The following is a 23,765-nucleotide window of genomic DNA, read 5'->3' on the forward strand; positions in this document are numbered from 1 at the left end:
GGCGCGGAACATGTCCCAATCGTCTATTTCCGCCGCGTCCTCGGCCAACGCTGCCCGTCGTGGCAGCGCGGTGTCGCGTCGCATCCTGATCACACTTGGCTGGCTGGTGTTCGCGCTGTTCCTGCTGCTGCCGCTGTTTATCGTGGTATCCCAGGGCTTGAAGAACGGCCTCGGCGCGTTCTTCACGGCGATCCTTGAGCCGGACGCACTGTCGGCACTCAAGCTCACGGTGATCGCCGTGGTGATTTCGGTGCCGCTCAACCTGGTGTTTGGCGTCAGCGCCGCGTGGTGCGTGAGCAAGTACTCGTTCCGTGGCAAGAGCATTCTGGTCACGCTGATCGACCTGCCGTTCTCGGTGTCGCCGGTGATCGCGGGCCTGGTCTACGTGCTGATGTTCGGCGCCCAGGGCTTCTTCGGCCCGTGGCTGCAAGACCATGACATCCAGATCGTGTTTGCCCTGCCGGGCATTGTGCTGGCGACCATCTTCGTAACGGTGCCGTTCGTGGCCCGTGAACTGATCCCGCTGATGCAGGAGCAGGGCACCCAGGAAGAAGAGGCCGCGCGCCTGCTGGGTGCCAACGGCTGGCAGATGTTCTGGCATGTGACTGTGCCGAACATCAAGTGGGGCCTGATCTACGGCGTGGTGCTGTGTACCGCGCGGGCGATGGGTGAGTTCGGCGCGGTGTCGGTGGTGTCCGGCCACATTCGCGGCGTGACCAACACCTTGCCGCTGCACGTCGAGATCCTCTACAACGAATACAACCATGTCGCCGCGTTTGCCGTCGCGAGCCTGTTGCTGATCCTGGCGCTCTTCATCCTGCTGCTCAAGCAGTGGAGCGAGAACCGTATCAACCGCCTGCGCAACAGCGCCGGTGAGGAATAAGTCATGTCGATCGAAGTCCGTAATGTCAGCAAGAATTTCAACGCCTTCAAGGCCCTGAACAGCATCAATCTGGACATCCAGAGTGGCGAGCTGGTGGCGTTGCTGGGCCCGTCCGGCTGTGGCAAGACCACCTTGCTGCGCATCATCGCCGGCCTGGAAACCCCGGATGACGGCAGCATCGTGTTCCACGGTGAAGACGTGTCCGGCCACGACGTGCGTGATCGCAACGTCGGCTTTGTGTTCCAGCACTACGCGTTGTTCCGCCACATGACCGTGTTCGACAACGTTGCCTTCGGCCTGCGCATGAAACCGAAAAACCAGCGCCCGAGCGAAAGCCAGATTGCGGTCAAAGTGCATGAGCTGTTGAACATGGTGCAGCTTGATTGGCTGTCTGATCGCTACCCGGAACAACTCTCCGGCGGCCAGCGCCAGCGTATCGCCCTGGCGCGCGCCCTGGCGGTAGAACCCAAAGTGCTGTTGCTGGACGAACCCTTCGGCGCCCTCGATGCCAAGGTGCGTAAAGAGCTGCGCCGCTGGCTGGCGCGCCTGCACGAAGACATCAACCTGACCTCGGTGTTCGTGACCCACGACCAGGAAGAGGCCATGGAAGTCGCCGACCGTATCGTGGTGATGAACAAGGGCGTGATCGAGCAGATCGGCTCACCGGGCGAAGTCTACGAAAACCCGGCCAGCGATTTTGTGTATCACTTCCTGGGTGATTCCAACCGCCTGCATCTGGGTGAAGACAAGCACGTGCTGTTCCGCCCGCATGAAGTGTCGCTGTCGCGCCATGAGCTGGAAGATCACCACGCGGCGCAGGTGCGCGATATTCGCCCGCTCGGCGCCACCACTCGGGTGACGCTCAAGGTCGAAGGCCAAAGCGAGTTGATCGAGGCCGAGGTGGTCAAAGACCACGACAGCCTGACCGGCCTGGCGCGTGGCGAGACCTTGTTCTTCAAGCCCAAGGTCTGGCAAAAAGCCTGACCCTCAGATCGTTCACTCTGCGTGGGAACGATCATGTGGGAGCTGGCTTGCCTGCGATAGCATCACTACGGTGTGACTGATACACCGAGGTGCCTGCATCGCAGCGGTGCGACGATTCGACAAGCCAGCTCCCACATTCAGACCTTGCTTGGCTTCAGATCGCGGCGTTCTACCGGGCCGGACCGCGCCTCAATCTGCTCTTTAAGTTCCTGCCGCAACCCCAGCACAAACGCCAACTCCGCCACCACAAACAACGGCCCCACAATCAGCCCCGACACGTCATCCACAAACGCCGGTTTTCTGCCTTCGTAGTAGTGCCCGACAAACTGAATCACCCAGCCCACCACAAACATCCCGATGCCGCTGCTCAGCCACACCAGCGTGCTCTGCGCCGCCAGCGCATGCCCGGCCCACACCGACAAACCCATCAACAGCGTCATCAGCACGCCCAGCGCCAGTTCCAGGCGCAAGTAAAACCACGCCGAAAACAGCGCGAGTAGCACCGCCGGCGATATCCACAGGCTGCCGACGGCCCATTCCGGGCGCGACAACAACACCGCCACGGCGACCACAATCAACGGGATGCCGACAAAGTGGCTGGCGATATTGCGCGGGTCGCGGTGGTAGGCGGCGTATTGGCTGAGGTGGTCGACGAGGCTTTTCATTGTTGTTCCTCCTGTAGGATGCTTGATCATGCCCTGCCAGCCTGCGATTGACTGTCAGCTGGGCGACAATCTTCGGAGTGCTCATGGACACAGAGAAATGGCGTACTCGCTTGGCCGGCGGCCACTGGTTCAGCCACCTGCCTGAGCCTTTTCAGCATAGCCTGCTGGCCCACGCCCGGCTGCGACAGCTGGCGGCGGGGCAAACCCTGTTCAAGCGTGGCGACCCGCCCTGTGGCCTGTACGCGGTGCTCGACGGCGCCTTGCGCATCAGCGCGGTGAATGAACACGGCAAGGAAGCACTGTTGAGCCTGGTGGAGTCACCCTTTTGGCTGGGTGAGATATGCCTGTTCGACGGCCTGCCCCGCACCCATGACGCCTGCGCCGTCGGGCCTTGCACGCTGCTGCAAGTGCCACAACAGGCACTGCTGAATATCCTCAATGAACACCCGCAGTACTGGCGCGACCTGGCGTTGTTGATGAGCCAGAAACTGCGCCTGAGTTTTATCAATATCGAGCAACTGAGCCTGATGCCGGCCTCGGTGCGCCTGGCCCATCGTCTGTTGATGATCGTCGAGGGTTACGGCGAGGCCGAGTATTCAAAAAGTGTGCTGCAACTGCCCCAGGAAGACCTGGCCGCGATGTTGAGCCTGTCACGCCAGACCACCAATGCCTTGCTCAAGGACCTGCAGGCCCAAGGCATCGTGCGCCTGGGTTACGGCGAGATCGAAATCCTCGACGCCCGGCGACTGCGTGAGGCGGCGCACACCTGAGGGTGTTAGCCTGCAAGCCTGATTAATCGAGGTGTGTTATGCGCGTGCTGTTAGTGGAACATGAATCCGAAGAGGCACAGCGGATGGCCCAGGGCTTGAACGAGGCCAGTTACAGCGTCGAAGTCGCGGCCAATGGCATGGCGGCGTTGCGCCTGGTTGAAAGCACTGAGTACGACCTGGTGATCCTGGATGTGATGCTGCCGGGCTTGAATGCCTGGAAGTTGCAGCAGGCGATTCGGTTGAAGGGTGAGACGCCGATGTTGTTCCTGACCACACCCGGTGGCATTGAAGACCGCTTGCGTGGGTTGGAACTGCATGAGGATGATTATTTGCTCAAGCCGTTTGATGCCAAAGTGCTGGTGGCGCGGGTGAAAAAACTCTTGCGGCGTGGTCGCTGAGCCACCGCTATCGCAGGCAAGCCAGCTCCCACAGTTGGAATGCATTCCCCTGTGGGAGCTGGCTTGCCTGCGATGAGGCCCGACCTAGCGCAACCCATCGCGAAACTGCCCCGGCGTCATCCCCGTCCAGCGCTTGAACGCTCGGCTGAAACTGCTGGTATCGGCAAACCCAAGCAAATAACTGATCTCGGCCAATGAGCAGTGCGGATCACGCAAGTGCAGCAGCGCCAGGTTCTCGCGGCACTCGTTAAGCAACGCATCAAACCGACAGCCTTCATCCGCCAAATGCCGCTGCAAGCTGCGCAGGCTCAGGTGCAACGCCTGGGCGATGCGCTCGGCACTCGGCTCGCCCTCCGGCAATTGTTCCTCGATCGCCCTGCGCACCTTGCGTTCCCAGGTCAGTGCTTGCAACTGTGGGCGCTGATTGATCCGAGACTTACTGCGCCTGATCTATCGCTTTCGCGAGCAAGCCCGCTCCCACATTTAACGGTGTTCACACATCAAAATGTGGGAGCGGGCTTGCTCGCGAAGAGGCCATCAAGAACACCAAACATCCCTCTAACGCAACCCATCGCGAAACTGCCCCGGCGTCATCCCCGTCCAGCGCTTGAACGCTCGGCTGAAACTGCTGGTATCGGCAAACCCAAGCAAATAACTGATCTCGGCCAATGAGCAGTGCGGATCACGCAAGTGCAGCAGCGCCAGGTTCTCGCGGCACTCGTTAAGCAACGCATCAAACCGACAGCCTTCATCCGCCAAATGCCGCTGCAAGCTGCGCAGGCTCAGGTGCAACGCCTGGGCGATGCGCTCGGCACTCGGCTCGCCCTCCGGCAATTGTTCCTCGATCGCCCTGCGCACCTTGCGTTCCCAGGTCAACGGTTGCAACTGGGCCAGGGTGCGTTTGAGCACGGTTTCGTTGTGCTCGGCCAGCTCGGGGTTGGCGTCGTCCAAGTGGCTGTCGAAATCCCGTGCGGCGAACTCCAGGCGGTCTTCCTCGGCGCCAAAAAACACCGGCGCGCGGAATACCGCATGCCAGGGCTTGGGATCGGCCGGTTCCGGGCGGCGCAGGTACACCGCCAACGGCGCATAGTCGCGGCCCAGGCGGTTGCGACAGGTGCGCACGTAAATCGCCGCAAACGCATCAATGGCTTCCAGCGCCGGCGCCGGGCTGTCGGGCGGTTGCAGCAGGCGAAAGTGGTAACGCTCGCCCTCTGCACTAAGCTCCAGGGTCAGGGCATCGCTGACCACCTGGTGATAACGCACGATGCGCTCGAACACCTCACGCAAGCTGCCGCTGGCCACCAGTGCATAACCCAGCGCGTGAAAGGTGGTGGGGCTGACGAACCGCGACACCCGCAACCCAATCGCCGGGTCGCCGCTGGCCTGCACCGCCAGTTCCCACAGGCGTGTGGTGGCCGACAGCGGGTAACGCGCATTAGGGTCGTCCATCTGCTGCGGGTCGAGCCCGGCCTCGATGCACAGCGCGGCGCTGTCCAGGTTGAGGGCGTCGAGCTGCTTGCGCAGGGCGCGGGTCCAGCTGGCGAGAGAAGTGGGTTCAGTCATGGTGATTGGCGCTTGCGGTCAACAGGTTGGCGTCCGGGGCTAGCATCCGGCCCGATCGCTTGGGGCAGGATGGACATATCACTTAACAAGAGGATGGGAGCATGGACGGTACTTCTGCAAGTCCCCAACAGATGAACGCGCAACAGCGCTCAGCAAAAATCCGCGAAGTGGTGCTCGCCGAAGGCCTGCGGTTGCGCCAACAGCACCCCTGGCTGCTGCATCAGGACGCGTTGGGCGCGGGCATCCTGGCCTTTGCCTTGCTCGGCATGCTTGGCTCGGCGGCGCTGTATATCACCGGTCATATGGCCTGGTGGGCGTGCCTGCTGCTCAACGCCTTCCTCGCTTCGCTGACCCACGAACTGGAACACGACCTGATCCACAGCATGTACTTTCGCAAGCAGCGCGTGCCCCACAACCTGATGATGGGCCTGGTATGGCTGGCGCGGCCGAGCACCATCAACCCGTGGATACGCCGGCACCTGCACCTTAACCATCACAAGGTGTCGGGCACCGAGACCGATATGGAAGAACGCGCCATCACCAACGGCGAGCCGTGGGGGTTCGCGCGGTTGCTGATGGTGGGCGATAACCTGATGTCGGCGTTTATCCGCATGCTGCGGGCCAAGACCTGGAGTCACAAACTCAAGATCCTCAAACGCTCGCTGCTGGTGTACGCACCGCTGGCGCTGCTGCATTGGGGCGCGTGGTATGTGTTCCTGGGCTTTCATGCCGCCAATGGCATTGCCAGCCTGATGGGCGCGTCTATCGATTGGTCAACCGGCACTGTGCAGATGATGCAGGTGATCGATATCGCCGTCGTGGTGATCATCGGGCCCAACGTGCTGCGCACCTTTTGCCTGCACTTTGTCAGCTCCAACATGCACTACTACGGCGATGTGGAACTGGGCAACGTGATCCAGCAAACCCAGGTGCTCAACCCCTGGTGGATGTGGCCGTTGCAGGCGTTCTGCTTCAATTTTGGCAGCACCCATGGCATCCATCATTTTGTGGTGAAGGAGCCGTTCTACATCCGCCAGATGACCGCCAAGGTGGCGCATAAGGTGATGCGCGAGATGGGTGTGCGCTTCAATGATATCGGCACATTTACTCGCGCCAATCGGCTTGAGCGCCAGGAACGGCCGGACGCCGAACTGGCGTTCAGCAAGCAATAAACGCCAGCGGCAGGTCGCGGATCTGTTCGCGCAGCGGCGGCTGGTAGTGGTCGTCGCTGATCAGCTCATGCAGCAGCTCTTCGCGCAGTTGGTGGAATTCGAAGCTGCTGCGCTGGCGCGGATGGGGCAGGGCGATGTCCACCACCTGCTTGATGCGCCCGGGGCGCGGCTCCATCACCACCACGCGGTCGGCGAGAAAAATCGCTTCTTCCACATCGTGGGTCACCAGCACCGTGGTGATTTTGGCGCGGGCGCGAATCGCCAACAGCTCATCTTGCATCTGCTGACGGGTCAGCGCATCGAGGGCGCCGAACGGCTCGTCCAGTAGCAGAATGCGCGGGCTGGCCACCAGGCCACGGGCGATTGCCACACGCTGCGCCATGCCGCCGGACAGCTGATGCGGGTAAGCGCGGGTAAAGTCGGTAAGGCCCACCAATTCGATAAAGTCACCGATGCGCCGGTTGCGCTCGGGCTCGCTCAACGGCTCGTTGACCAGGCCCAGGCCGATGTTTTCTGCGACGGTCAGCCAGGGGAATAACCGGTGTTCCTGGAACACGATGCCGCGTTCGCCGCCGATACCCTTTACGGCGTGGCCGTCCACCCGAATCTCGCCACGAAACTGCGTATCCAGCCCCACCAGCAGGCGCAGCAGGGTGGATTTGCCGCAGCCACTTGCGCCCACAATCGCGACGAACTCGCCTTCGGCGATGTCCAGGTTGAATTCACGAATCGCCTCCAGCTCAAAGCCGTCGACGTCAAAGGTCTTGCCCACATGGTTGAAGCTGACGATAGGTGCGTTCATGCGTGTCTCCAGCGCGTGGCGCGGGTTTCGATGCGTTGGCCGATAAGGTTGAGCGTGGCGCCGGTGAGGCCGACCAGCAGCATGCCGCTCATGATCAAATCCATTCGCAGCAGCTGTTGGGCGCCGATCATCAGGCTGCCGATGCCGCCGTTGGATGGCATGAAATATTCCGCGCCGATGGTGCCCAGCCAGGCATAGATCAGGCTCAGGCGCAGGCCGGCGAAGATCCCCGCCGCCGCGCCCGGCAGCACCAGGCGGCGCAGGCGCTGGAACAGGTTCAGGCGCAGCACTTGCGCGGCTTCGCGCAGCTGTGGCGACAGGTTCAACACGCTGCGCTGCGTGGCGATAAACAGCGGAAAAAACGCCGCCAGGGCGATAAACACCCACTTGGCCAATTCACCCAGGCCGAACCAGGCGGTGAGTAATGGTACCCAGGCGAAAATCGCGATCTGGCGCAGCGCGGCCAGCGTCGGCCCGAGCACTCGCTCGCTGCGTCGCGACAAACCCAGCCACAAACCCATGGCAAACCCCAGGCTGCCGCCGAGCAACAAGCCTCCCAGCGTGCGGCCGAGACTTTTGCCCAAGGCGCCGGACAGGCTGCCATCCAGCACGCCGGCGGCGGTGGTTTGCAGCACGGCCCATGGGCTGACCAGAATATTCGGGTCGACCCAAGCGAGATCCGTCGCCACCTGCCACAACGCCAGCAAGAGCAGCGGCAACAACCACGGTTGCAGGCGTTGCCACCCTTGATAACGCGGGCCGCGGCGAATCTGCGCAGTGGCCGGGTGCGGCCAGTGCACCCATTTGCGGTCCAGCCAGCCGATGCCGCGATCCATCACCACGCCCAACACACCGATGACAACGATGCACACGAAGACGATATCGAGCATGAACAACTGGCGTGCCCAGACCATCAGGTAGCCGATGCCTTCGCTGGAGGCCAGCAACTCCACGGCCAGCAATGAGGTCCAGCCCGCCGCCAGCGCCAGGCGCACACCGGCCATGAAGGCCGGCAATGCAGCGGGCAGGATCAGCCGACGAATCAGCAGGTGGGTGGGCAGGCGCAGCACGCGGGCAGCTTCACGCAGGTTGGGTTGCGCGTCACGCACGCCGACCAGCGTGTGCAGGGTGACGGGCACCACAATCGCCTTCACCAGCACCACCAGTTTCAAGGTTTCGCCGATGCCGAAAAACACCATGAACAACGGGATCCAGGCCAGGGTTGGCACTTGCGACAACGCGCTGAACGTGGGGAACACCAGGCGTTCGGCGCGCGCGCTGAAACCTAATAGCGCGCCCAATAAGGCTCCCGCGCCGATACCGGCCAACAGTCCCCAGAACAAACGCTGCAAGCTGATCGCCAGGTTGCTCCATAGCTCGCCGCCGGCCAGTTCCACGGCGCTGCTCCACACCAGTGAAGGTGCGGGCAAAATTTGCTCGCTCATCCACTGATGACGGCTGGCCAACCACCACAGCGCAAACAGCGCCAGCGGCAACAGCCAGGGCAGCAAACGCTCACTGAGCAAGGGCCAGCGCGGCGCGGGGGCTGATAGAGGCAGGCTCAACTGTGAAGTGCGGGCCATGGCGGACCTCCCTCGGCGTTATGTGATTTCGATCTTATAAAAATGGAATCAAGATGATTGTGAGATAAGAAAAATCATTTAAAGCCTCTGCCCAGCGCGCATCCAATGCATTCGAAGAATATTTTTGATGCTGTTTATGCATACGCCGCTGGAGCCAGCGTTTCTGCACGCATAGTCCAAAAAGCTATTAAATTGTGAATTTATAGTATTTAAAGTTTTGCTCGGGCTATGCCTACTTTCTGCTCCCCAGGCGACCGTCGCCCACCAGGAGCTGCGCTTATGAAACTGCCTTTCAAACGTCTGATCAGCCTGTTCGCGGGCACCGCGCTGGCCGGGTTGGTACACGCCGCCGACCTCAAGGAAATCCGCATCGCGGTGCCTGACCTGAGTGCCGGCAGCCAGCACAGCGGCGGCGGTATAACGGATGTATTGCGCGAGCAGCAGATCTTCGAAAAGGCCTTTGCCGACCAAGGCATCAAGATTCAATGGAATTACTTCAAGGGCGCCGGTCCCGTGATCAATGAAGCCTTCGCCAATGGCCAAGTGGACCTGGCCTACCTGGGCGATCTGGCGGCGATCATCGGTCGTTCCAGTGGGCTGGACACGCGTTTGCTCAGCGCCACCGCGCGTGACATCAAACAGTACCTGGGCGTGGTGCCGGGCTCGGGGATCAAGACCTTGCAAGACCTCAAGGGCAAGCGTGTGGCGGTGTTCCGTGGCACGGCCAGCCAGTTGTCTTTCGACAGTGCATTGGCCAGCCAGGGCTTGAATGAAAAGGACTTGAAAGTCATCAACCTGGATTTCAATGCGGCTGGCGCGGCATTGGTCGCCAAGCAGATTGATGCGACTTGGGGCGGTTCGAACCTGACGGCGTTGCAGGCCAAAGGGCTGGCGGAAATACCGCTGACCACCAAGGACCTCGGCGGTGCCGGCAGCGTCCAGGCGGTGCTGGTGGGCAGCAAACAATTTGTCGATGAACACCCTGATGCGGTAGCCAAGTTGCTCAAGGCCCAGCAGCAAGCGGTGCAATGGTTGACCACCGACAGCAACAAGCAGGCCTATATCGAGTTGGTGTCGGGGCGTGCCAGTTATCCGCCGGTGATCCTGACCAACGATCTGAAAGACCAGCAGCTCAGCGAGATTTTCCCGGCGACGCTGGATCCGGTGTTCCTGGGCAAGTTGCAGGGCGCGGTGGACTTGGCGTCCAAGGAACGGCTGATTCGCAAGTCGTTTCAGGTGAGTGACTGGGTGGCGCCGAACCTGGCGGCGGCGGGGCTCTGAGAATTTTGGTGGCTGGGATATTGCTATCGCAGGCAAGCCAGCTCCCACAGGGGAATGCATTCCAACTGTGGGAGCTGGCTTGCCTGCGATGAGGCCCGTCAGACCGCCACACTCACTTCCTGCCTGTCGACCTCCACCAGCGTCTCGATCATTGCCTTCGCTGCCGGCGACAACCTCGACCCCGTGCGGCTGACAATCCCGCAGCGCGCACTCATGGTTTCCATGTTCTGCGGCAGGTTGCGCCAGTGCAGCAGCACCAGCGACCCCTGTGCGATGTCCTCGGCAAAGGCTTCCTCGGTGCCCACGCCGATGGCATTCGATTGCAGCACGATTTTTACCAGCGCCGGGAAGTGTTCCGTCTGAATGCTGGGTGAAAAATCCATGCGCCCACTCAGGTTCGCCAGCAGTTTACGAATGCCCTGGGAGATCAGCGGCGAGGCCAGCGGGTAGTCGAACATGTCGTTGGTCGACAGGCTGTCCTTGGCCAGCAACGGGTGCCCTGGGCGGCAGAAAAACACGCCGCGCTTGGGTGTCAATGCGCGGGTCTGGAAGTTCGGGTCGGCCTCGAACTGGCGGATATCGGCGATAAAGAATTCGATCTCTTCGCGGCTCAAGGCGCGGCTGAGTTTCTCCCAGTTATCCACCTGGAAACTGGTGCGGATTTTAGGGTGTGCGCCGATAAACCGCGCCACTGCATCCGGCACCAGTTTTACCGCTGGTGCCGGGCCGCAACCGAAGCGCAGGTCGCCGGCGTCGAGCTTGGTCATGCGCGTGACTTCACTGCTCAGCAGCGCCGCGCCGTGTACCAGTGTCAAGGCATGTTGCAGCACCACCTGGCCCTCTGGCGTGGGGCGCAGGTCCTTGTGGCCACGGTCGACCAGCACACAGCCGAACTCCTGCTCCAGCCCTTGGATGCTGCGGCTGAACGCCGGTTGGGTGATGCCCATGGCGTCGGCTGCGCGCACGAAACTGCGGTGTTCGTTGAGGGCGATGAAGTACCGAAGTTGGCGAAGATCCATATGCTTTCCCGGCATTTGAAAAATAGGTCGAAGGCATTTGCGACCGTGGGAGCTGAGGTTTTAAATGCAAGCTCTTATTCCGTCAACGAAGCATTGATTCATTTGCTAGATCCAAATTGCATATGAATAGAGCGTTGCAGGAAAGCATCCCACCATCAGCAGGCACATGAGGGTCATCACAATGAGCAACGCCGCATTAGCTGTTCAACCCGTCGCCCAGGCGCTCGACATCCATCCGGTGGCCGGCCGCATCGGCGCCGAGATCCGTGGCATCAAACTCTCCGGTGACCTGGACGCCGCCACCGTCGAGGCCATCCAGCAGGCGCTGGTGCAGTACAAAGTGATTTTCTTCCGCGAACAAACCCACCTTGATGATCAGAACCAGGAAGCCTTCGCGCACCTGCTCGGCGAGCCGATCGCACACCCGACGGTGCCAGTGCGCGACGGCACGCGTTTCCTGTTGGAGCTGGATGGCGCCCGTGGCCAGCGCGCCAATTCCTGGCACACCGACGTGACCTTCGTCGATGCCTACCCGAAAGCCTCGATCCTGCGTTCGGTGCTGGCGCCAAAGTCCGGTGGCGACACGGTGTGGGCCAACACGGCCGCCGCCTACAACGACCTTAGCGTCGACCTGCGCGCACTCGCCGACAACCTGTGGGCGGTACACAGCAACGAATACGACTACGCCGGGCGCAAGCCGGATGTGTCGGTAGAAAAGCTTGAGGAGTACCGCAAAATCTTTACCTCCACCGTGTATGAAACCGAGCATCCAGTGGTGCGTGTACACCCGGTCAGCGGCGAAAAAACCTTACTGCTGGGCCACTTCGTCAAACGCCTCAAAGACTATTCACAGACCGAATCGGCGCAGCTGTTCAACCTGCTGCAAGGCCACGTCACCCGCCTGGAAAACACCGTGCGCTGGCGCTGGAACACCGGCGACGTGGCGATCTGGGACAACCGCGCCACTCAGCACTACGCGGTGGACGACTACGGCACCCAGGAACGCATCGTGCGTCGGGTCACGCTCAAGGGCGATGTGCCGGTGAGTGTGCAAGGGCAGCGCAGCCAGACCACCAAAGGCCTCTAAGCGTAAGTAGATTCAAATGTGGGAGATGGCTTGCCTGCGATGCAGACACCTCGGTGTATCAGTCATACCGAGGCGATGCTATCGCAGCGGTGCGACGATTCGACAAGCCAGCTCCCACATTTGGTTTTGTGGTGTTTACCAGACGCCGATTTTCACTACCTTTTCCGCCTCAGGCTCACCGTACCGGAACCACTGGCCACGCGAATCAACCTCTGCATGGCTGATGGTGGTGCGCCGCTTTAACCCGCGCAGCCACTCGAACAGATAACCCAAGTGAGTTTCGCGCACTGACGCATATGCGGGGTCCTCGCCTAAATCGTTCACTTCCTGCGGGTCATTCTGCAGGTCAAACAGCTGTGGACGAAAACCGTCATAGGCCAGGTATTTCCAACGCTCACTGCGCACCATGGTCATGCGGCAGCGGTCGATAGGCTGCGCCAGGCGCTCGCGGGCCGGAGCCTGGAAGGCGTAGTCGTATTCGGCGATGGCGTAGTTGCGCCAGGTGATGGGTTCGCCGTGCAGCAGCGGGATCAGCGAGCGGCCTTCCAGGCGATGGTCTGCGGCGGGCAAGCCCAGGGCATCGAGGAACGTTGGCAGCGCGTCGATGGTTTCCGCCAGGCGCTCATCCACCGTGCCACGGCTGATATCGGCACTGGCACGCGGGTCGCGCACGATCAGCGGAATGCCCACCGCAGGCTCCAGCAAGAACTCTTTTTCGCCGAGGAAGTGGTCGCCGAGGAAGTCGCCATGGTCACTGGTGAACACGATCAGTGTGTCGTTCCAGCGGCCGTTGCTTTGCAGAAAATCGAACAGCCGCCCGAGTTGATCATCGACTTGTTTGATCAGGCCCATATAGGTTGGAACCACCGTGAGCCGCACTTCATCAAGGGAAAAATTCACGCTTTCCTGATGCTGACGGAACGCCTGGTAAACCGGATGATCGCTGGAGTGCGCAGGTTGAATCGGCGCCTGGATATGCTCGGCGCCATACAGTGCGTGATACGGCGCCGGGGCGATGTAGGGCCAGTGCGGCTTGATGTATGACAGGTGCAAACACCACGGCTGCTCGCCTTGTTCAGCGATAAAGTCGATGGCGCGGTCGGTGGTGTAGACGGTTTCCGAATGCTCCTCTGCTACTCGAGCAGGCAGCCCGGCGTTGCGCATATGCCAGCCGCTGAGTACCTCACCGTTTTCGCCGGCAGCGGCGTTGGCCCATTCATGCCATGGGTTGGTGCCGTCGTAGCCGTACTCGCGCAGGTACTGAGTGTAGGGCGCAGACTCGCGTTTTTCTGCGAACAGCGGGCTGTCGGGGTAGATGCCGTCATGGCGCAAATAAGCGTCGAAGCCCACCTCGTTGAAAGGCTCGGCCTGCGGGCTTTCAGGGTCGATATTCAGGCGCTGCAACGCCTCCAGGTTCGGCGTGGCGTGGGTCTTGCCCACCAGCGCAGTGCGGATGCCATGGGGGCGCAGGTAGTCGCCGATGGTCAGTTCTTCCAAGGGCAGCGGCACCGCGTTCCACGCCACCTGATGGCTGCTGACATAGCGCCCGGTGTACGCCGACATCCGCGACGGCCCGCAAATGGTGCCCTGGGTGTAAGCGCGGCTGAAACGCACACCAGCGGCGGCGAGGCGGTCGATATTTGGCGTGTGCAAATGCGCGTGGCCGTAGCACGACAGGTAATCGCGGCGCAGTTGATCGCACATGATGTAGAGCACATTGCGCACGGGGTTGGGTTGAGACATGGGGCTTCACCGGACAGAGGAAAGGTGAAGGTTTTCGCTGTTCGGGTGGTGGGCTGGCAAGTGCATTTGAGGACTGGGTTTTATGCAGGGAATGCATGGGTGTTGCTACTGGCGTTATCGCAGGCAAGCCAGTTCCCACACTTGAAATGCGTTCCCCCGTGGGAGCTGGCTTGCCTGCGATAGCGCCCGCTCAGACGGCGACATTCTCCAGCGCACACACATCCTCATCCAGCTCATCAATCTGCTTGATCTGCTCAATCATCGCCTCTGCCAACGGCGACAGCCGATACCCCGCGCGACTGACAATCCCATAGCGCGTATAGCGCTCCTCCAGATCCTCCGCCAGCCCCTCAATCTTCAAACACACCAACTCGCCCCGCGCCATATGCAGCACATCGCTGTTGGCACTGACGATGCCGATCGCATCCGAGCGCAGCACCACACCCATCAGGCTGTAGCCGTTTTCGCACTCCACATTGGGCAGGTAATCCGGCCGGCCGCTGAGGTCGACGATGACTTTGCGCAGGTTCGGCGGGCGAATCGTCACCGCCAGCGGGTAGCTCATCAACTCGGCGGCGCTGACGCTTTCGCGCTCGGCCAGCGGGTGCCCGGCGCGGCAGCAGAAGTACCAGCGCCGCGCACGCAGGCGGTAGGTGTGGTAGTCCGGGTTGGCTTCGAAGTGGCGGGTGTCGGCGACGAAAAATTCGAACTCTTCGCTGAGCAGGCGCTTGCTCAAACTTTGCCAGTCATCCACCTGGAACTGCACGCGGGCCTTTGGGTAGCGCCCGATAAAACTGCCGATGGCACGCGGGATCAACCCGGCAGCGGGCGCCGGGCCGCAGCCGAAGCGCAGTTCACCGGCTTCCAGGCCATTGAACTGGCTGATCTCGTTGGCCAGTTGCTGCGCGCCGCTGACCAGGCGCCGTGCATGTTCGAGCAGCACCTGGCCCTGTTTGGTCGGCGCCAGGTCCTTGCGGCCACGGTCCACCAGTTGGCAACCGGCACTGTGTTCCAGCGCCTGGATGCTGCGACTGAACGCCGACTGCGACAGGTTCACGGCCAACGCTGCCGCGACAAAACTGCGTTGCTCGGCAAGGGCAATGAAGTGGCGAAGTTGGCGTAAGTCGATATGCATTTTTCACATCAAAAATATCCGGGAAATGCATTGGCTATGCATTAGGTCGACTCCTTATAAAGGCTATCTCTTATGCAGTAAATGTTCGATAAAACATAAATAAATAACTTTTGGGAATATCTATTGATGGATATTTCCGGGTTTCGGAGCCGCTTATGAGTCTGTTGAAGTCCTTGCCCCTGGCCATGTTGGTGGCCGGCAGCACCAGTTGGTCGCCGACCCAGGCCGCCGAAACACCTGCGCCTGCCGGCAAGGGCGAAAACGCCAGCGGCCAGCTTGAGACCGTCACGGTGACCGCCCGGCGGCGCACCGAAAGCGCCCAGGAAGTACCGACGCCCATGAGCGTCATCGGCGGCCAGGCGCTGGAGAGCCAGCGGGTCTACCGCATTCAGGATTTGCAGCAACTGGTGCCCAGCGTCAACGTCGCCTACATGCATGCGCGCCAGTCCAGCGTGTCGATTCGCGGGTTGGGCAATAACCCGGCCAGCGACGGCCTGGAAGGCAGCGTGGGGCTGTATATCGACAACGTGTACCTTGGGCGGCCGGGCATGGCGGTGTTCGACTTGATGGACATCGAGCAGCTCGAAGTCTTGCGCGGCCCGCAAGGCACCTTGTTCGGCAAGAACACCACGGCGGGTGTGATCAATATCAGCACGCGCGCGCCGAGTTTTACCCCGGAGCGCAGCATCGAAACCTCGTTGGGCGAGGACGGTTATTTCCAGACCAAAGGCACGATTTCCGGCCCGCTCACCGACGATCTGGCGGGGCGTTTTTCGGCCTATCGCACACGCAGCGATGGCGACATCAAAAACGAATACGACGGCCATGATCTTAACGGCGGCTCACGCCAGGGCTTTCGCGGGCAGTTGCTGTACAAGCCCAGCGACACCTTCAACCTGCGCTGGATCGGCGACTACAACGAAGAAGATTCCAGCGCCGGCACCCGCGTGCTGTACAGCACCGGGCCGACCATCAATGGAATCAATCTCTATCAATCCCGGGCAGCAGCGGCAGGCGCAACCCTGGTGGACGGCACGCACCGCAAGGTCAACCTGGACAGCGACCAGCATGTCACCGTGTTCCAGGGCGGCACTTCATTGGAAGCCAACTGGACGTTGCCGAGTGACTTCACCCTGACCTCGGTCAGTTCGTATCGCTGGTGGAATTTCACCCCGCGCAATGACGATGGCCTCAACGTGCCGGCGTCGTATAACGCTGGCGTGTCGGTAGAGGATAAACAGTGGTCCCAGGAATTCCGCCTGGCGTCACCTACCGGTGGTTTCTTCGACTATGTGCTGGGCGCCTACTACTTCGGCAACTCGCTGGATAACAAATCCTTCGCCTATTACGGGCCCAAGGCGGACATCTGGAATGGCACGCCGACCGGCGCGCTGAACGCTGTGAGCAGCGTCGGCAACGGGCATATCCGCACCGACAGTTTTGCCCTGTTCGCCCAAGGCACCTGGCACCTCACCGAGCGCCTGGATTTCACCGCCGGTGTGCGCGGCACTTACGAAGAAAAAAGCGCCTGGGTCAACCGCAATGCGCCAGTGGGTGGCGCTGCGGTCACCGGCGCCGCTGCCACGGCGCGACGTGGACGCACCGGCGCGTATGACTCCGACGATCTCAACCAGTACAGCGCCACGCCGTCGGGGCTGCTCAATCTGAGTTATCACTTCAACGATAATTTGCTGGGCTATGCGACGTTGTCCCATGGCGAGAAGTCCGGCGGGGTCAATTTGGTGGTGGGTTCTGCGCCGACGGCTGGAGCGGATTCACTGCTGGTGGGCACCGAGCGCGCCAACAACGCCGAGTTGGGGTTTAAAAGCACGCTGTGGGACCGCCGCCTGCTAATCAATGCCAACCTGTTCTGGACCCAGGTGAACGGCTACCAGACTAACGCCTACGACCAGGAAAACCGCGTGCAATACCTGACCAACGCCGGTTCCGTGCGCTCGCGCGGCGTGGAAGTGGAAAGCACGCTGGTGCCGATCCGGGGCCTGACGTTGAATATCAATGGCTCGCTCAACGATGTGAGTTACCTGTCGTATAAAGATGCGCCATGCCCACCGGAAGTCAGCTTGCGCCCGGGTGCGCCTGCCTCCTGCGACCTTAGCGGCCACCAAGTGGTGGGCGCGTCCAAGTGGATCGCCAATGCCAACGGCGAGTACAAGTGGAACCTGGATAACGGCTTCGAACCTTACGTGACCGCCAGCTACGCATTCCGCTCCAAAGCGGTAGGCACGGTCGAGGATTCCGACTATGGGCAGATTCCGGCCTACGCGGTGGTCAACCTCTCTACCGGCCTGCGCGGCAACTACCAGCAGGGGCAGTGGGATGTGTCGTTGTGGCTGAAAAACGCCTTCGACAAAACCTACTACACCACCCTGTGGACCGGCGGCAATGGCGGCTACGAAGGCTTGCTGGGCACGCCGCGCACCTTAGGCGTGACTGGGCGCTACGACTTCTGAACCAGTGCGATAGGTGGCCGGGCTGAACACCCGCGTCACCACCAGCATCGCCAGCACCGTGACCGTCAGCACCACCCAGGCGCTGACAAAGTTGCCGGTGAGTTCGCGCAACCAGCCAGTCAGCCATGGCGAAACCGCGTTGATCAAAAAGCCCACGCCCTGCACGAAGGCCGCCAGTTGCCCGGCCTGACGTGGGTCGCGATGGTGGTCGAGGGTCAGCAGCAGGCTTAGGGCGAAACACGCGCCCAGGCCAAAACCACACAAGGCGACCCACAGGTGGGGATACTCGAGCGGTGCGAGGATCAGGCCGAGGTAGCCGATGGTCTGTGCCAACAGGCTGATGCCGAGCAGCGGGCGACGGTCGATACCGCGTTGTGCCAACACAGGCATTAGCAGCGCAGCAATCACCTGGAAGATGGTCATGAATGCCAGCAACGAACCGCTCGGCAACACGCCCCAACCCAGTTGCTGGTAGTAGGCCGGCAGCCACGCGACCATGCTCATATAGCCGCAATTCACCAGCCCGAAATACAACGCCAGCAGCCACGCCCGACGATTGCGCAGCCCTTTGAAGGCGGGCGTGATTTGCAGGTTTCTCGCCGCGCCCAACGGCAGCCAGGCCCACAACAATAACGCCCCAAGCGCCGGTAAAAGCCACACGCCGAGCCCCGCCTGCCATTGCTGAAAATGCGTGGCCACCAGCGGGCTGAGCAACGCCGCCAGCCCGCCGCCAGCCATCAACGAAGCCGAGTACACGCCCATCGCCACCGGCACGCGGTGATGAAATTCGCGCTTGATCATCGCCGGTACCAACGCCTGGATCAGCGCCACACCGGCGCCGCCCAGCAACGCGGTGACCAACAGCGCCGCTGCCTGGCCCATCAACCAGCGCGCCAGGCACGCCAGCAGAATCATCATCAAGCCCAACGCGATGCCGCGCCGCTCGCCCAGGCGCGCTTCCACGCGCACGCCAACCAGCGCCACCAGGCCCATGCACACCACCGGCAGGCTGGTGAGCAGGGCGCTGCTCTGGAAGCTCAGGCCGGTAGCTTGGCGGATCTCGCCGAGCAAGGGGCTGATGGAACTGAGGATGGGACGTAGGTTGAGGCCGAGGACCACCAGCAGCCCCCAGCCGGCGAGTTTGCTCATGAATGAAGGGTTAAGCGGCATGCATGACCTGCGGGCGCACAAAAGGGGCATGAAGTATGGAGAGTCAGCGATACATATTGAAGTTAAATGTCCCCCCATATGCTTGTCTGGGCGTATAAAGCAACTTCAAGGCGGCAGCCCACGGGTTTGGCCGGTAGCCCACCCTGCCGTAATGATCTTTTCTGCCATTGAGTACGGTGACGACGTGGTCGTTTTCGGCCATGACCCCAGGTGCGCCGTTGATCAAATCTTGTGCATTAGTGTGCTGAACATAATTTGCCAGTCCCAGACGGTTCAGCCCTTCTGCGGTATGTTCCCAGGTGTCCAGGCTGTGCACCGCAGCTGTAAAGCCACGTGCGGCATAGCCATCATTGTTTTCTAGCTGTGCCCGCTTGGCACTCACGGCATACATGAAGTTGGCTTCGTTGAGTATCTTCTGGTTGTTGCCCCTAAACCCTGAATGTCTGGTTGCGTGTGCAAGTTCATCAAATGTCACATGGTAGACCTTCCTGGGGTTGTCTCTCATCCTGACGTCAAACCCGCCGTAAGTTCTTTGTACCGAAAAGTACACCTCATTGGGGCCGCCAAAGCGTTGCATTGCGGCTTTTATTCCCGCAACGGTGACGCAATTCATCGTGCCCCATTTTTGCCAGAAACCATCTAGAAGCGCTGCTGGGGAGTAGGGGCCGTTGGCTTGAGGCTGGACGCTCCGTTCCTGTCTACCTGAGGCATGTGTGCCAGGCGAGTAAGCTGCTGGATTGAGGGGCGGGTGATATGCATTTGTATTGCTGAACCGGGAGTTGATAGTCATGAGGTCCTCTGCCCTGTGTGATCTCCCCATCCAAGGAGCCGTCAGGTGTGTATGCATTTTGACGCGCTATCCAGGCATGTCGGTATAGCGCTGGGTGGTTCATGGTGGGTTTTGGTTCCGATAGTGTGTTTGAAAAAACGCTGTTATCCAGCAGATCTGGGATCTGTCCTACGCTTGCGATGCGCTACCAATCGACGGAAAAACCATGCCTCTGGTGAATATTTTTTATGCCTTAAAAGCATCGTTATTCAACGCCTGCGCTACACGCTACGCCGGCCGTGGCTTTGGCGTTTCAGCGTGTTTCTTTTATTCAAATTTGATCTATGTATAACTTCAAAGATTACTTTAAGAGATAAGCGTCTAGCCCCGATGATTCAGCCCTCGACGGCCGCTTTGGCAGGCCTGTCGGTTTTTTTGTGTGAAAACCGTAGGGAGTGAATCAATGGGCAATGTCCAGACCGCCGCCAGTGCACCCGAGGCGCAGTGGCGCCAGGCACCGGGTGGTGAGTTGGTCGACCTTGGCCGGCCGCACCGCGCGCCGTTGGGGCAGTTGCGATTACAGAAAACCCCGAAGCGTTTTTCGAGCCGTCGCGAGGGGATTCTGCTCGGGTTGCTGGTGTTGGCCCTGCACGGTGCGGTGATCTATTGGGTGAGCCAGAAGCCCACGCCGGTGCTGCCGATTGTGCCGCCGGAAATCCCGCCGATGACCATCGAATTTTCCCAGCCGGCACCGCCGGTGGTGGAGCCGCCTCCGCCTGTACCGCCACCACCGCCGCCACCTGTGGTTGAGCCACCGCCGCCGGTTGTCGATGAGTTGGCCGCCAAGCCTGCACCGCCAAAACCTGTTCCAAAACCCAAACCAAAACCGGTGCCGAAACCAGAACCCAAGCCTGTGCCGAAAGCGGTCGAGCAACCGCCTGCGCCACCGACGCCTGCGCCTCCTGCTCCGCCAGCACCGGCTGCTCCACCGTCACCCGCACCGGTAACACCGGCTTCAGCCAACGCCGCGTATTTGAAGAACCCGGCGCCGGAGTACCCGTCACTGGCCCAGCGCCGTGGCTGGGAAGGCACGGTGTTGTTGCGCGTGCATGTGTTGGCCAGCGGCAAGCCGGGTGAGATCCAGATTCAGAAAAGCAGCGGACGCCAGCAACTCGACGACGCCGCACTGACCGCCGTAAAGCGTTGGAGCTTTGTGCCGGCCAAGCAGGGCGATGTGGCCCAGGACGGCTGGGTCAGCGTCCCGATCGATTTCAAGATTCACTAACTATTCGGCAGCGGTGTGTTGGACACGCCGCCACCTGCACAGAGGGAAAACATCATGGCATTAGCATCTCCACTTGAATCCATCGAAAGCGCGGTGATCTGGCTGCTGGTGGTCTTTTCGGTCGCCACCTGGGGCCTGGCGTTATTGAAGGGCGTGCAGTTCGGGCGCCTCAAGGCGCAGGATCGCAAATTCCACAAACAGTTCTGGGCGGCGTCGAGTCTCGATTCCGCCGCTGAATTGGCCGAAACCCAGCCTGGCGCCGCTGCCCGTGTGGCCCAGGCCGGTTACGCCGCGATCCAGGTCGGCGATGCGCCGCACGCGGCTGACCTGAGCCAGGCGATCAATCACCAGGACCGCCTCGAACGTGCCCTGCGCCAACAGATTGTGCGTGAGCGTCGCTCCCTGGAAACCGGCCTGGCCGTGGTCGCCAGTATCGGCAGCACCTCGCCGTTTATCGGTCTGTTCGGCACCGTGTGGGGGATCATGGAAGCCTTGAAAGGTATCAGCGCCGCCGGTTCCGCCAGCCTGGAAACCGTGGCCGGGCCGATTGGTGCCGCGCTGGTTGCCACCGGTGTTGGTATCGCTGTCGCGGTGCCGGCGGTGCTGGTCTACAACTACTTCCTGCGTCGCCTCAAACTGACGGCGGCCGACCTGGATGACTTCGCCCACGATTTCTACAGCCTGGCGCAAAAGAATTCCTTCCGCGTGCTGCTGCACCCTGCGCTGACCAAAAGCGCGGCCGGCAACCCGCAAAAAGTGAAGGAGGCGTCCTGAAATGGCCTTCTCCACGCAAGACAGTGATGAGGTGCTGAGCGAGATCAACGTTACGCCGCTGGTGGACGTGATGCTGGTGCTGCTGGTGGTGTTTATCGTCACCGCGCCGTTGTTGACCAACTCGATCCCGATCAACCTACCCAAGACTCAGGCAGTCGCCCCGATGGAGCAGAAAGACCCGCTGGTGGTGAGCATCGACGGCGCCGGCAAATTGTTTATCAACAAGGACGAAATCCAGCCCGACCTGCTCGAATTCAACCTGCAGGCGGCCAAGGCCAAGGACCCGGAGGTGCGGGTGCAGCTGCAGGCTGATGATGGTGTGAATTACGGCGAAGTGGCGCGAGCCATGGCGTCTATCGAACGCGCGGGCATCACCAAGCTGTCGGTGATTACTGCACGTTAGTGTTAAAACCCTCGACAATTTTTTGGCCGTCTCCTTGGCAGGGTGCGGCCTTTTTTTTGCCGGGAAAAAAACCTGACCGTGGGAACCTCATTCGATCTTGTTCCACTCACTGTAGGAAGTTTCGCCGGCAAGGGGCCAATGCTCAGTCAGGTTCTATGAAAAGTTTGCATGGACGCGACGGTTTTTCAATGTGGACCGTCGGCCCCGATTTTCCCCCTACAGAATCGGTATCCCGTTATGCAAAGAGTTAGACCCAAGCTCGGTTTGTCATTGAACACGTTGGCGGCCCCACCCCCACCGAAAAAAAACGCGTCCGCTGAACTGCACGGCATGTCCCGAAATGATGTCGCCGCGAGCACGCAAACCCGTTTTGCGTTGAATCATGGTGCGCCCACGTATGACGTGGCCATACGCGGGCGTGGTGAGCAGCATGCCGGTTGGTCTGCGTTCAACCAGTCAGCGTTGACCGGCACAGATGCGTTTATTCACATGGACCGCGTCAGCCCCAAAAGCCAGGGCGATTTTGCCGGTGATAAAATCCATCTCAGTGTCGCGCCGCAACACGTAGAAGCTGCGTTTAACGCGATTGCAAAGATCCTGCAGGCCGAAGACAGCCCGGTGGATAAATGGAAAGTCACTGATATGAGCCGCATGCACGCGAACATGTCCCCCGAGCAACAACGGGTGACGCTGGGTGCGCAGTTTACGATTTATGCCAAGCCTGACCGCCCGGACCACACCTATAGCCCGCAGTACATGGGCAAACTGCGCGGTATGATCAAGAGTGTTGAAAACGAACTGCAACACGCAGGCGTAGCGCCCAGCAGCAATCGACCAACCTCTGACGTGTCGCCTCAGCACTGGCAATTCGCGTCCTATCGCAATGAGAGAAACAGCGAGCGAGTGGGCTCGCCCACTCGAAACCAAGGGCTGGAACACGAACCGTTTTTTCAGCTTGTCGCTTTTCCTGACGCGTCTCCCACGTCTGCCAGCTCAACGCGTTCGCATTCATCCCTCCTGCCGCCGCCGTGGAACAGAGGCTAGATAAGGTTGGCTGGGTGAAAGACCGTTGCCATTGATGCGAAACGCCGTACCTTCTCGGCGCGGCGTTTTGGTTATTAATAAATAGCTTCTTATTCCTTAACGAATATAAAACCCGTCCCTATACTGTTCAGCAACGTTAAACGCTGCAGGAGGGCACACCCATGCACAGCGAGTCGATTCGTTATCTGATCGTGCCGGGCTGGCAAGGATCGCCAGAAGATCATTGGCAAAGTCATTGGCAGAACAGCTTGCCCAACAGTGCGCGGGTGGAGCAGGCCGATTGGCTTACCCCGCGTCGCGAGGACTGGGTGGCCGCACTAGCCGAGGCTATCGCCGCCGACAGCACGCCGGTGATTCTCATCGCGCATAGCCTCGGTTGCATCACCGTGGCCCACTGGGCGGCCACGGCGCCGGTGCATTTTCTGCGGCAGGTGCGCGGCGCTTTGCTGGTGGCCCCGGCGGATGTCGAACGTCCAGCCTGTGCCCCGGCCTTGCGTAACTTTGCGCCGATACCCACCGACCTGTTGCCGTTTCCCAGCCAAGTGGTCAGTTCCGACAACGACAGCGCTGTCAGCGCCACTCGGGCGCTGGAACTGGCACGTAACTGGGGTGCTGAAGCCGGCATTTTGTCCGGTGCCGGGCATATCAATGTGAAGTCCGGCCACCAGCGTTGGGAGCAAGGTTTCGCCTACCTTTATCGCCTGCAAAATCGCCTGGAACATCACGCCCGGCGCAGTGCATAAATTTTTTCAACGCCCCGTCCC

At 60.8% G+C, this 23,765-nt stretch carries 22 protein-coding genes and 1 pseudogene; 13 read left to right on the forward strand and 10 right to left on the reverse strand.

Translation table 11 applies throughout. From position 1 onward, the window contains the following. Nucleotides 1-10: 10 nt before the first annotated feature. Nucleotides 11-883 (forward strand): sulfate ABC transporter permease subunit CysW, encoded by an 873-nt coding sequence (cysW, locus tag P5706_RS00805; RefSeq protein WP_017136696.1) that lies wholly within the window; start codon nucleotides 11-13, stop codon nucleotides 881-883. A gap of 3 nt (nucleotides 884-886) precedes the next feature. Continuing rightward, the gene (locus P5706_RS00810) at nucleotides 887-1,867 is read left to right on the forward strand and encodes a sulfate/molybdate ABC transporter ATP-binding protein (RefSeq protein ID WP_065930891.1); all 981 of its coding nucleotides are present in this window, start codon (nucleotides 887-889) and stop codon (nucleotides 1,865-1,867) included. 137 nt (nucleotides 1,868-2,004) lie between these two features. Here the strand turns inward: P5706_RS00810 and P5706_RS00815 are convergent, their stop codons facing one another. Next, nucleotides 2,005-2,532 carry an Mpo1 family 2-hydroxy fatty acid dioxygenase gene (locus P5706_RS00815; protein WP_285678327.1) on the reverse strand — a complete coding sequence of 176 codons (528 nt, stop codon included), beginning with the start codon at nucleotides 2,530-2,532 and terminating at the stop codon, nucleotides 2,005-2,007. Between the two features lie 83 nt (nucleotides 2,533-2,615). Here P5706_RS00815 and P5706_RS00820 point away from each other — a divergent pair, with 83 nt between their 5' ends. After that, nucleotides 2,616-3,302 (forward strand): Crp/Fnr family transcriptional regulator, encoded by a 687-nt coding sequence (locus tag P5706_RS00820; protein WP_285678329.1) that lies wholly within the window; start codon nucleotides 2,616-2,618, stop codon nucleotides 3,300-3,302. 38 nt (nucleotides 3,303-3,340) lie between these two features. Beyond that, nucleotides 3,341-3,700, forward strand: coding sequence for a response regulator (locus P5706_RS00825; RefSeq protein ID WP_069786408.1), 360 nt, complete (start codon nucleotides 3,341-3,343; stop codon nucleotides 3,698-3,700). Between the two features lie 84 nt (nucleotides 3,701-3,784). On the opposite strand, the pseudogene P5706_RS00830 reads toward P5706_RS00825, so the two are convergent. Next, nucleotides 3,785-4,114 (reverse strand): annotated as a pseudogene (locus P5706_RS00830) (helix-turn-helix transcriptional regulator); the annotation flags it as partial. Nucleotides 4,115-4,258: 144 nt separating this feature from the next. Continuing rightward, nucleotides 4,259-5,263, reverse strand: coding sequence for an AraC family transcriptional regulator (locus P5706_RS00835; protein ID WP_285678330.1), 1,005 nt, complete (start codon nucleotides 5,261-5,263; stop codon nucleotides 4,259-4,261). A 101-nt stretch (nucleotides 5,264-5,364) separates the two neighbouring features. Between P5706_RS00835 and P5706_RS00840 the strand changes: the two genes are divergently transcribed. Next, the gene (locus P5706_RS00840; protein WP_285678331.1) at nucleotides 5,365-6,435 is read left to right on the forward strand and encodes a fatty acid desaturase; all 1,071 of its coding nucleotides are present in this window, start codon (nucleotides 5,365-5,367) and stop codon (nucleotides 6,433-6,435) included. On the opposite strand, the gene P5706_RS00845 is transcribed toward P5706_RS00840, so the two are convergent. Next, complete coding sequence (locus P5706_RS00845) at nucleotides 6,422-7,237, reverse strand: ABC transporter ATP-binding protein (RefSeq protein ID WP_285678332.1); 816 nt, start codon at nucleotides 7,235-7,237, stop codon at nucleotides 6,422-6,424. The genes P5706_RS00840 and P5706_RS00845 overlap by 14 nt on opposite strands. After that, complete coding sequence (locus P5706_RS00850) at nucleotides 7,234-8,820, reverse strand: ABC transporter permease (protein WP_285678333.1); 1,587 nt, start codon at nucleotides 8,818-8,820, stop codon at nucleotides 7,234-7,236. The genes P5706_RS00845 and P5706_RS00850 overlap by 4 nt, the downstream gene beginning before the upstream one ends. A gap of 279 nt (nucleotides 8,821-9,099) precedes the next feature. Here P5706_RS00850 and P5706_RS00855 point away from each other — a divergent pair, with 279 nt between their 5' ends. Further along, complete coding sequence (locus P5706_RS00855; protein ID WP_285678334.1) at nucleotides 9,100-10,101, forward strand: ABC transporter substrate-binding protein; 1,002 nt, start codon at nucleotides 9,100-9,102, stop codon at nucleotides 10,099-10,101. A 98-nt stretch (nucleotides 10,102-10,199) separates the two neighbouring features. On the opposite strand, the gene P5706_RS00860 is transcribed toward P5706_RS00855, so the two are convergent. Next, nucleotides 10,200-11,120 carry a LysR family transcriptional regulator gene (locus P5706_RS00860; RefSeq protein ID WP_017136706.1) on the reverse strand — a complete coding sequence of 307 codons (921 nt, stop codon included), beginning with the start codon at nucleotides 11,118-11,120 and terminating at the stop codon, nucleotides 10,200-10,202. A gap of 181 nt (nucleotides 11,121-11,301) precedes the next feature. Between P5706_RS00860 and P5706_RS00865 the strand changes: the two genes are divergently transcribed. Then, nucleotides 11,302-12,207 (forward strand): TauD/TfdA dioxygenase family protein, encoded by a 906-nt coding sequence (locus P5706_RS00865; protein ID WP_285678335.1) that lies wholly within the window; start codon nucleotides 11,302-11,304, stop codon nucleotides 12,205-12,207. 135 nt (nucleotides 12,208-12,342) lie between these two features. Here P5706_RS00865 and P5706_RS00870 read toward each other — a convergent pair whose 3' ends face one another. Beyond that, nucleotides 12,343-13,950 (reverse strand): alkaline phosphatase family protein, encoded by a 1,608-nt coding sequence (locus P5706_RS00870; protein ID WP_285678336.1) that lies wholly within the window; start codon nucleotides 13,948-13,950, stop codon nucleotides 12,343-12,345. A 190-nt stretch (nucleotides 13,951-14,140) separates the two neighbouring features. Further along, a complete protein-coding gene (locus P5706_RS00875; RefSeq protein WP_200431167.1) occupies nucleotides 14,141-15,085 on the reverse strand; it encodes a LysR family transcriptional regulator in 945 nt (314 codons plus the stop codon). 155 nt (nucleotides 15,086-15,240) lie between these two features. On the opposite strand from P5706_RS00875, the gene P5706_RS00880 reads away from it, so the two are divergent. Then, the gene (locus tag P5706_RS00880; protein WP_285678337.1) at nucleotides 15,241-17,556 is read left to right on the forward strand and encodes a TonB-dependent receptor; all 2,316 of its coding nucleotides are present in this window, start codon (nucleotides 15,241-15,243) and stop codon (nucleotides 17,554-17,556) included. On the opposite strand, the gene P5706_RS00885 is transcribed toward P5706_RS00880, so the two are convergent. Next, nucleotides 17,527-18,726, reverse strand: coding sequence for a CynX/NimT family MFS transporter (locus tag P5706_RS00885; RefSeq protein WP_285678338.1), 1,200 nt, complete (start codon nucleotides 18,724-18,726; stop codon nucleotides 17,527-17,529). The two genes, P5706_RS00880 and P5706_RS00885, sit on opposite strands and share 30 nt — an antisense overlap. A 43-nt stretch (nucleotides 18,727-18,769) precedes the next feature. After that, complete coding sequence (locus P5706_RS00890) at nucleotides 18,770-19,516, reverse strand: hypothetical protein (RefSeq protein WP_285678339.1); 747 nt, start codon at nucleotides 19,514-19,516, stop codon at nucleotides 18,770-18,772. A gap of 442 nt (nucleotides 19,517-19,958) precedes the next feature. Between P5706_RS00890 and P5706_RS00895 the strand changes: the two genes are divergently transcribed. The 5 genes from P5706_RS00895 (at nucleotide 19,959) to P5706_RS00915 (ending at nucleotide 23,744) form a co-directional block, all read left to right on the forward strand. After that, the gene (locus P5706_RS00895) at nucleotides 19,959-20,780 is read left to right on the forward strand and encodes an energy transducer TonB (protein ID WP_200431162.1); all 822 of its coding nucleotides are present in this window, start codon (nucleotides 19,959-19,961) and stop codon (nucleotides 20,778-20,780) included. A gap of 51 nt (nucleotides 20,781-20,831) precedes the next feature. After that, nucleotides 20,832-21,554, forward strand: a complete 723-nt coding sequence (locus P5706_RS00900; protein WP_200431244.1) for a MotA/TolQ/ExbB proton channel family protein — start codon at nucleotides 20,832-20,834, stop codon at nucleotides 21,552-21,554. A 1-nt stretch (nucleotide 21,555) separates the two neighbouring features. Then, the gene (locus tag P5706_RS00905; RefSeq protein WP_285678340.1) at nucleotides 21,556-21,957 is read left to right on the forward strand and encodes an ExbD/TolR family protein; all 402 of its coding nucleotides are present in this window, start codon (nucleotides 21,556-21,558) and stop codon (nucleotides 21,955-21,957) included. A 237-nt stretch (nucleotides 21,958-22,194) separates the two neighbouring features. Then, nucleotides 22,195-23,001 carry a type III secretion system effector phosphothreonine lyase gene (gene ospF / locus P5706_RS00910; protein WP_285682629.1) on the forward strand — a complete coding sequence of 269 codons (807 nt, stop codon included), beginning with the start codon at nucleotides 22,195-22,197 and terminating at the stop codon, nucleotides 22,999-23,001. A gap of 161 nt (nucleotides 23,002-23,162) precedes the next feature. Next, a complete protein-coding gene (locus P5706_RS00915) occupies nucleotides 23,163-23,744 on the forward strand; it encodes an alpha/beta hydrolase (protein ID WP_138817333.1) in 582 nt (193 codons plus the stop codon). Nucleotides 23,745-23,765: the final 21 nt, after the last annotated feature.

This window comes from Pseudomonas sp. ChxA, assembly GCF_030263855.1.
Taxonomy (GTDB): Bacteria; Pseudomonadota; Gammaproteobacteria; order Pseudomonadales; family Pseudomonadaceae; genus Aquipseudomonas; species Aquipseudomonas fluorescens_CB.

Bases quoted from the DNA above. Each gene is read 5' to 3' on its own strand.
- P5706_RS00915 (WP_138817333.1), top strand. From the start codon at position 23,163: ATGCACAGCGAGTCGATTCGTTATCTGATCGTGCCGGGCTGGCAAGGA.
- P5706_RS00905 (WP_285678340.1), top strand. From the start codon at position 21,556: ATGGCCTTCTCCACGCAAGACAGTGATGAGGTGCTGAGCGAGATCAAC.
- P5706_RS00840 (WP_285678331.1), top strand. From the start codon at position 5,365: ATGGACGGTACTTCTGCAAGTCCCCAACAGATGAACGCGCAACAGCGC.
- P5706_RS00895 (WP_200431162.1), top strand. From the start codon at position 19,959: ATGGGCAATGTCCAGACCGCCGCCAGTGCACCCGAGGCGCAGTGGCGC.
- P5706_RS00820 (WP_285678329.1), top strand. From the start codon at position 2,616: ATGGACACAGAGAAATGGCGTACTCGCTTGGCCGGCGGCCACTGGTTC.
- P5706_RS00890 (WP_285678339.1), bottom strand. From the start codon at position 19,516: ATGACTATCAACTCCCGGTTCAGCAATACAAATGCATATCACCCGCCC.
- P5706_RS00885 (WP_285678338.1), bottom strand. From the start codon at position 18,726: ATGCCGCTTAACCCTTCATTCATGAGCAAACTCGCCGGCTGGGGGCTG.
- P5706_RS00860 (WP_017136706.1), bottom strand. From the start codon at position 11,120: ATGGATCTTCGCCAACTTCGGTACTTCATCGCCCTCAACGAACACCGC.
- P5706_RS00845 (WP_285678332.1), bottom strand. From the start codon at position 7,237: ATGAACGCACCTATCGTCAGCTTCAACCATGTGGGCAAGACCTTTGAC.
- P5706_RS00810 (WP_065930891.1), top strand. From the start codon at position 887: ATGTCGATCGAAGTCCGTAATGTCAGCAAGAATTTCAACGCCTTCAAG.
- P5706_RS00875 (WP_200431167.1), bottom strand. From the start codon at position 15,085: ATGCATATCGACTTACGCCAACTTCGCCACTTCATTGCCCTTGCCGAG.
- P5706_RS00865 (WP_285678335.1), top strand. From the start codon at position 11,302: ATGAGCAACGCCGCATTAGCTGTTCAACCCGTCGCCCAGGCGCTCGAC.
- P5706_RS00815 (WP_285678327.1), bottom strand. From the start codon at position 2,532: ATGAAAAGCCTCGTCGACCACCTCAGCCAATACGCCGCCTACCACCGC.
- cysW (WP_017136696.1), top strand. From the start codon at position 11: ATGTCCCAATCGTCTATTTCCGCCGCGTCCTCGGCCAACGCTGCCCGT.
- P5706_RS00835 (WP_285678330.1), bottom strand. From the start codon at position 5,263: ATGACTGAACCCACTTCTCTCGCCAGCTGGACCCGCGCCCTGCGCAAG.
- P5706_RS00825 (WP_069786408.1), top strand. From the start codon at position 3,341: ATGCGCGTGCTGTTAGTGGAACATGAATCCGAAGAGGCACAGCGGATG.
- P5706_RS00870 (WP_285678336.1), bottom strand. From the start codon at position 13,950: ATGTCTCAACCCAACCCCGTGCGCAATGTGCTCTACATCATGTGCGAT.
- P5706_RS00855 (WP_285678334.1), top strand. From the start codon at position 9,100: ATGAAACTGCCTTTCAAACGTCTGATCAGCCTGTTCGCGGGCACCGCG.
- P5706_RS00880 (WP_285678337.1), top strand. From the start codon at position 15,241: ATGAGTCTGTTGAAGTCCTTGCCCCTGGCCATGTTGGTGGCCGGCAGC.
- P5706_RS00850 (WP_285678333.1), bottom strand. From the start codon at position 8,820: ATGGCCCGCACTTCACAGTTGAGCCTGCCTCTATCAGCCCCCGCGCCG.
- ospF (WP_285682629.1), top strand. From the start codon at position 22,195: ATGCAAAGAGTTAGACCCAAGCTCGGTTTGTCATTGAACACGTTGGCG.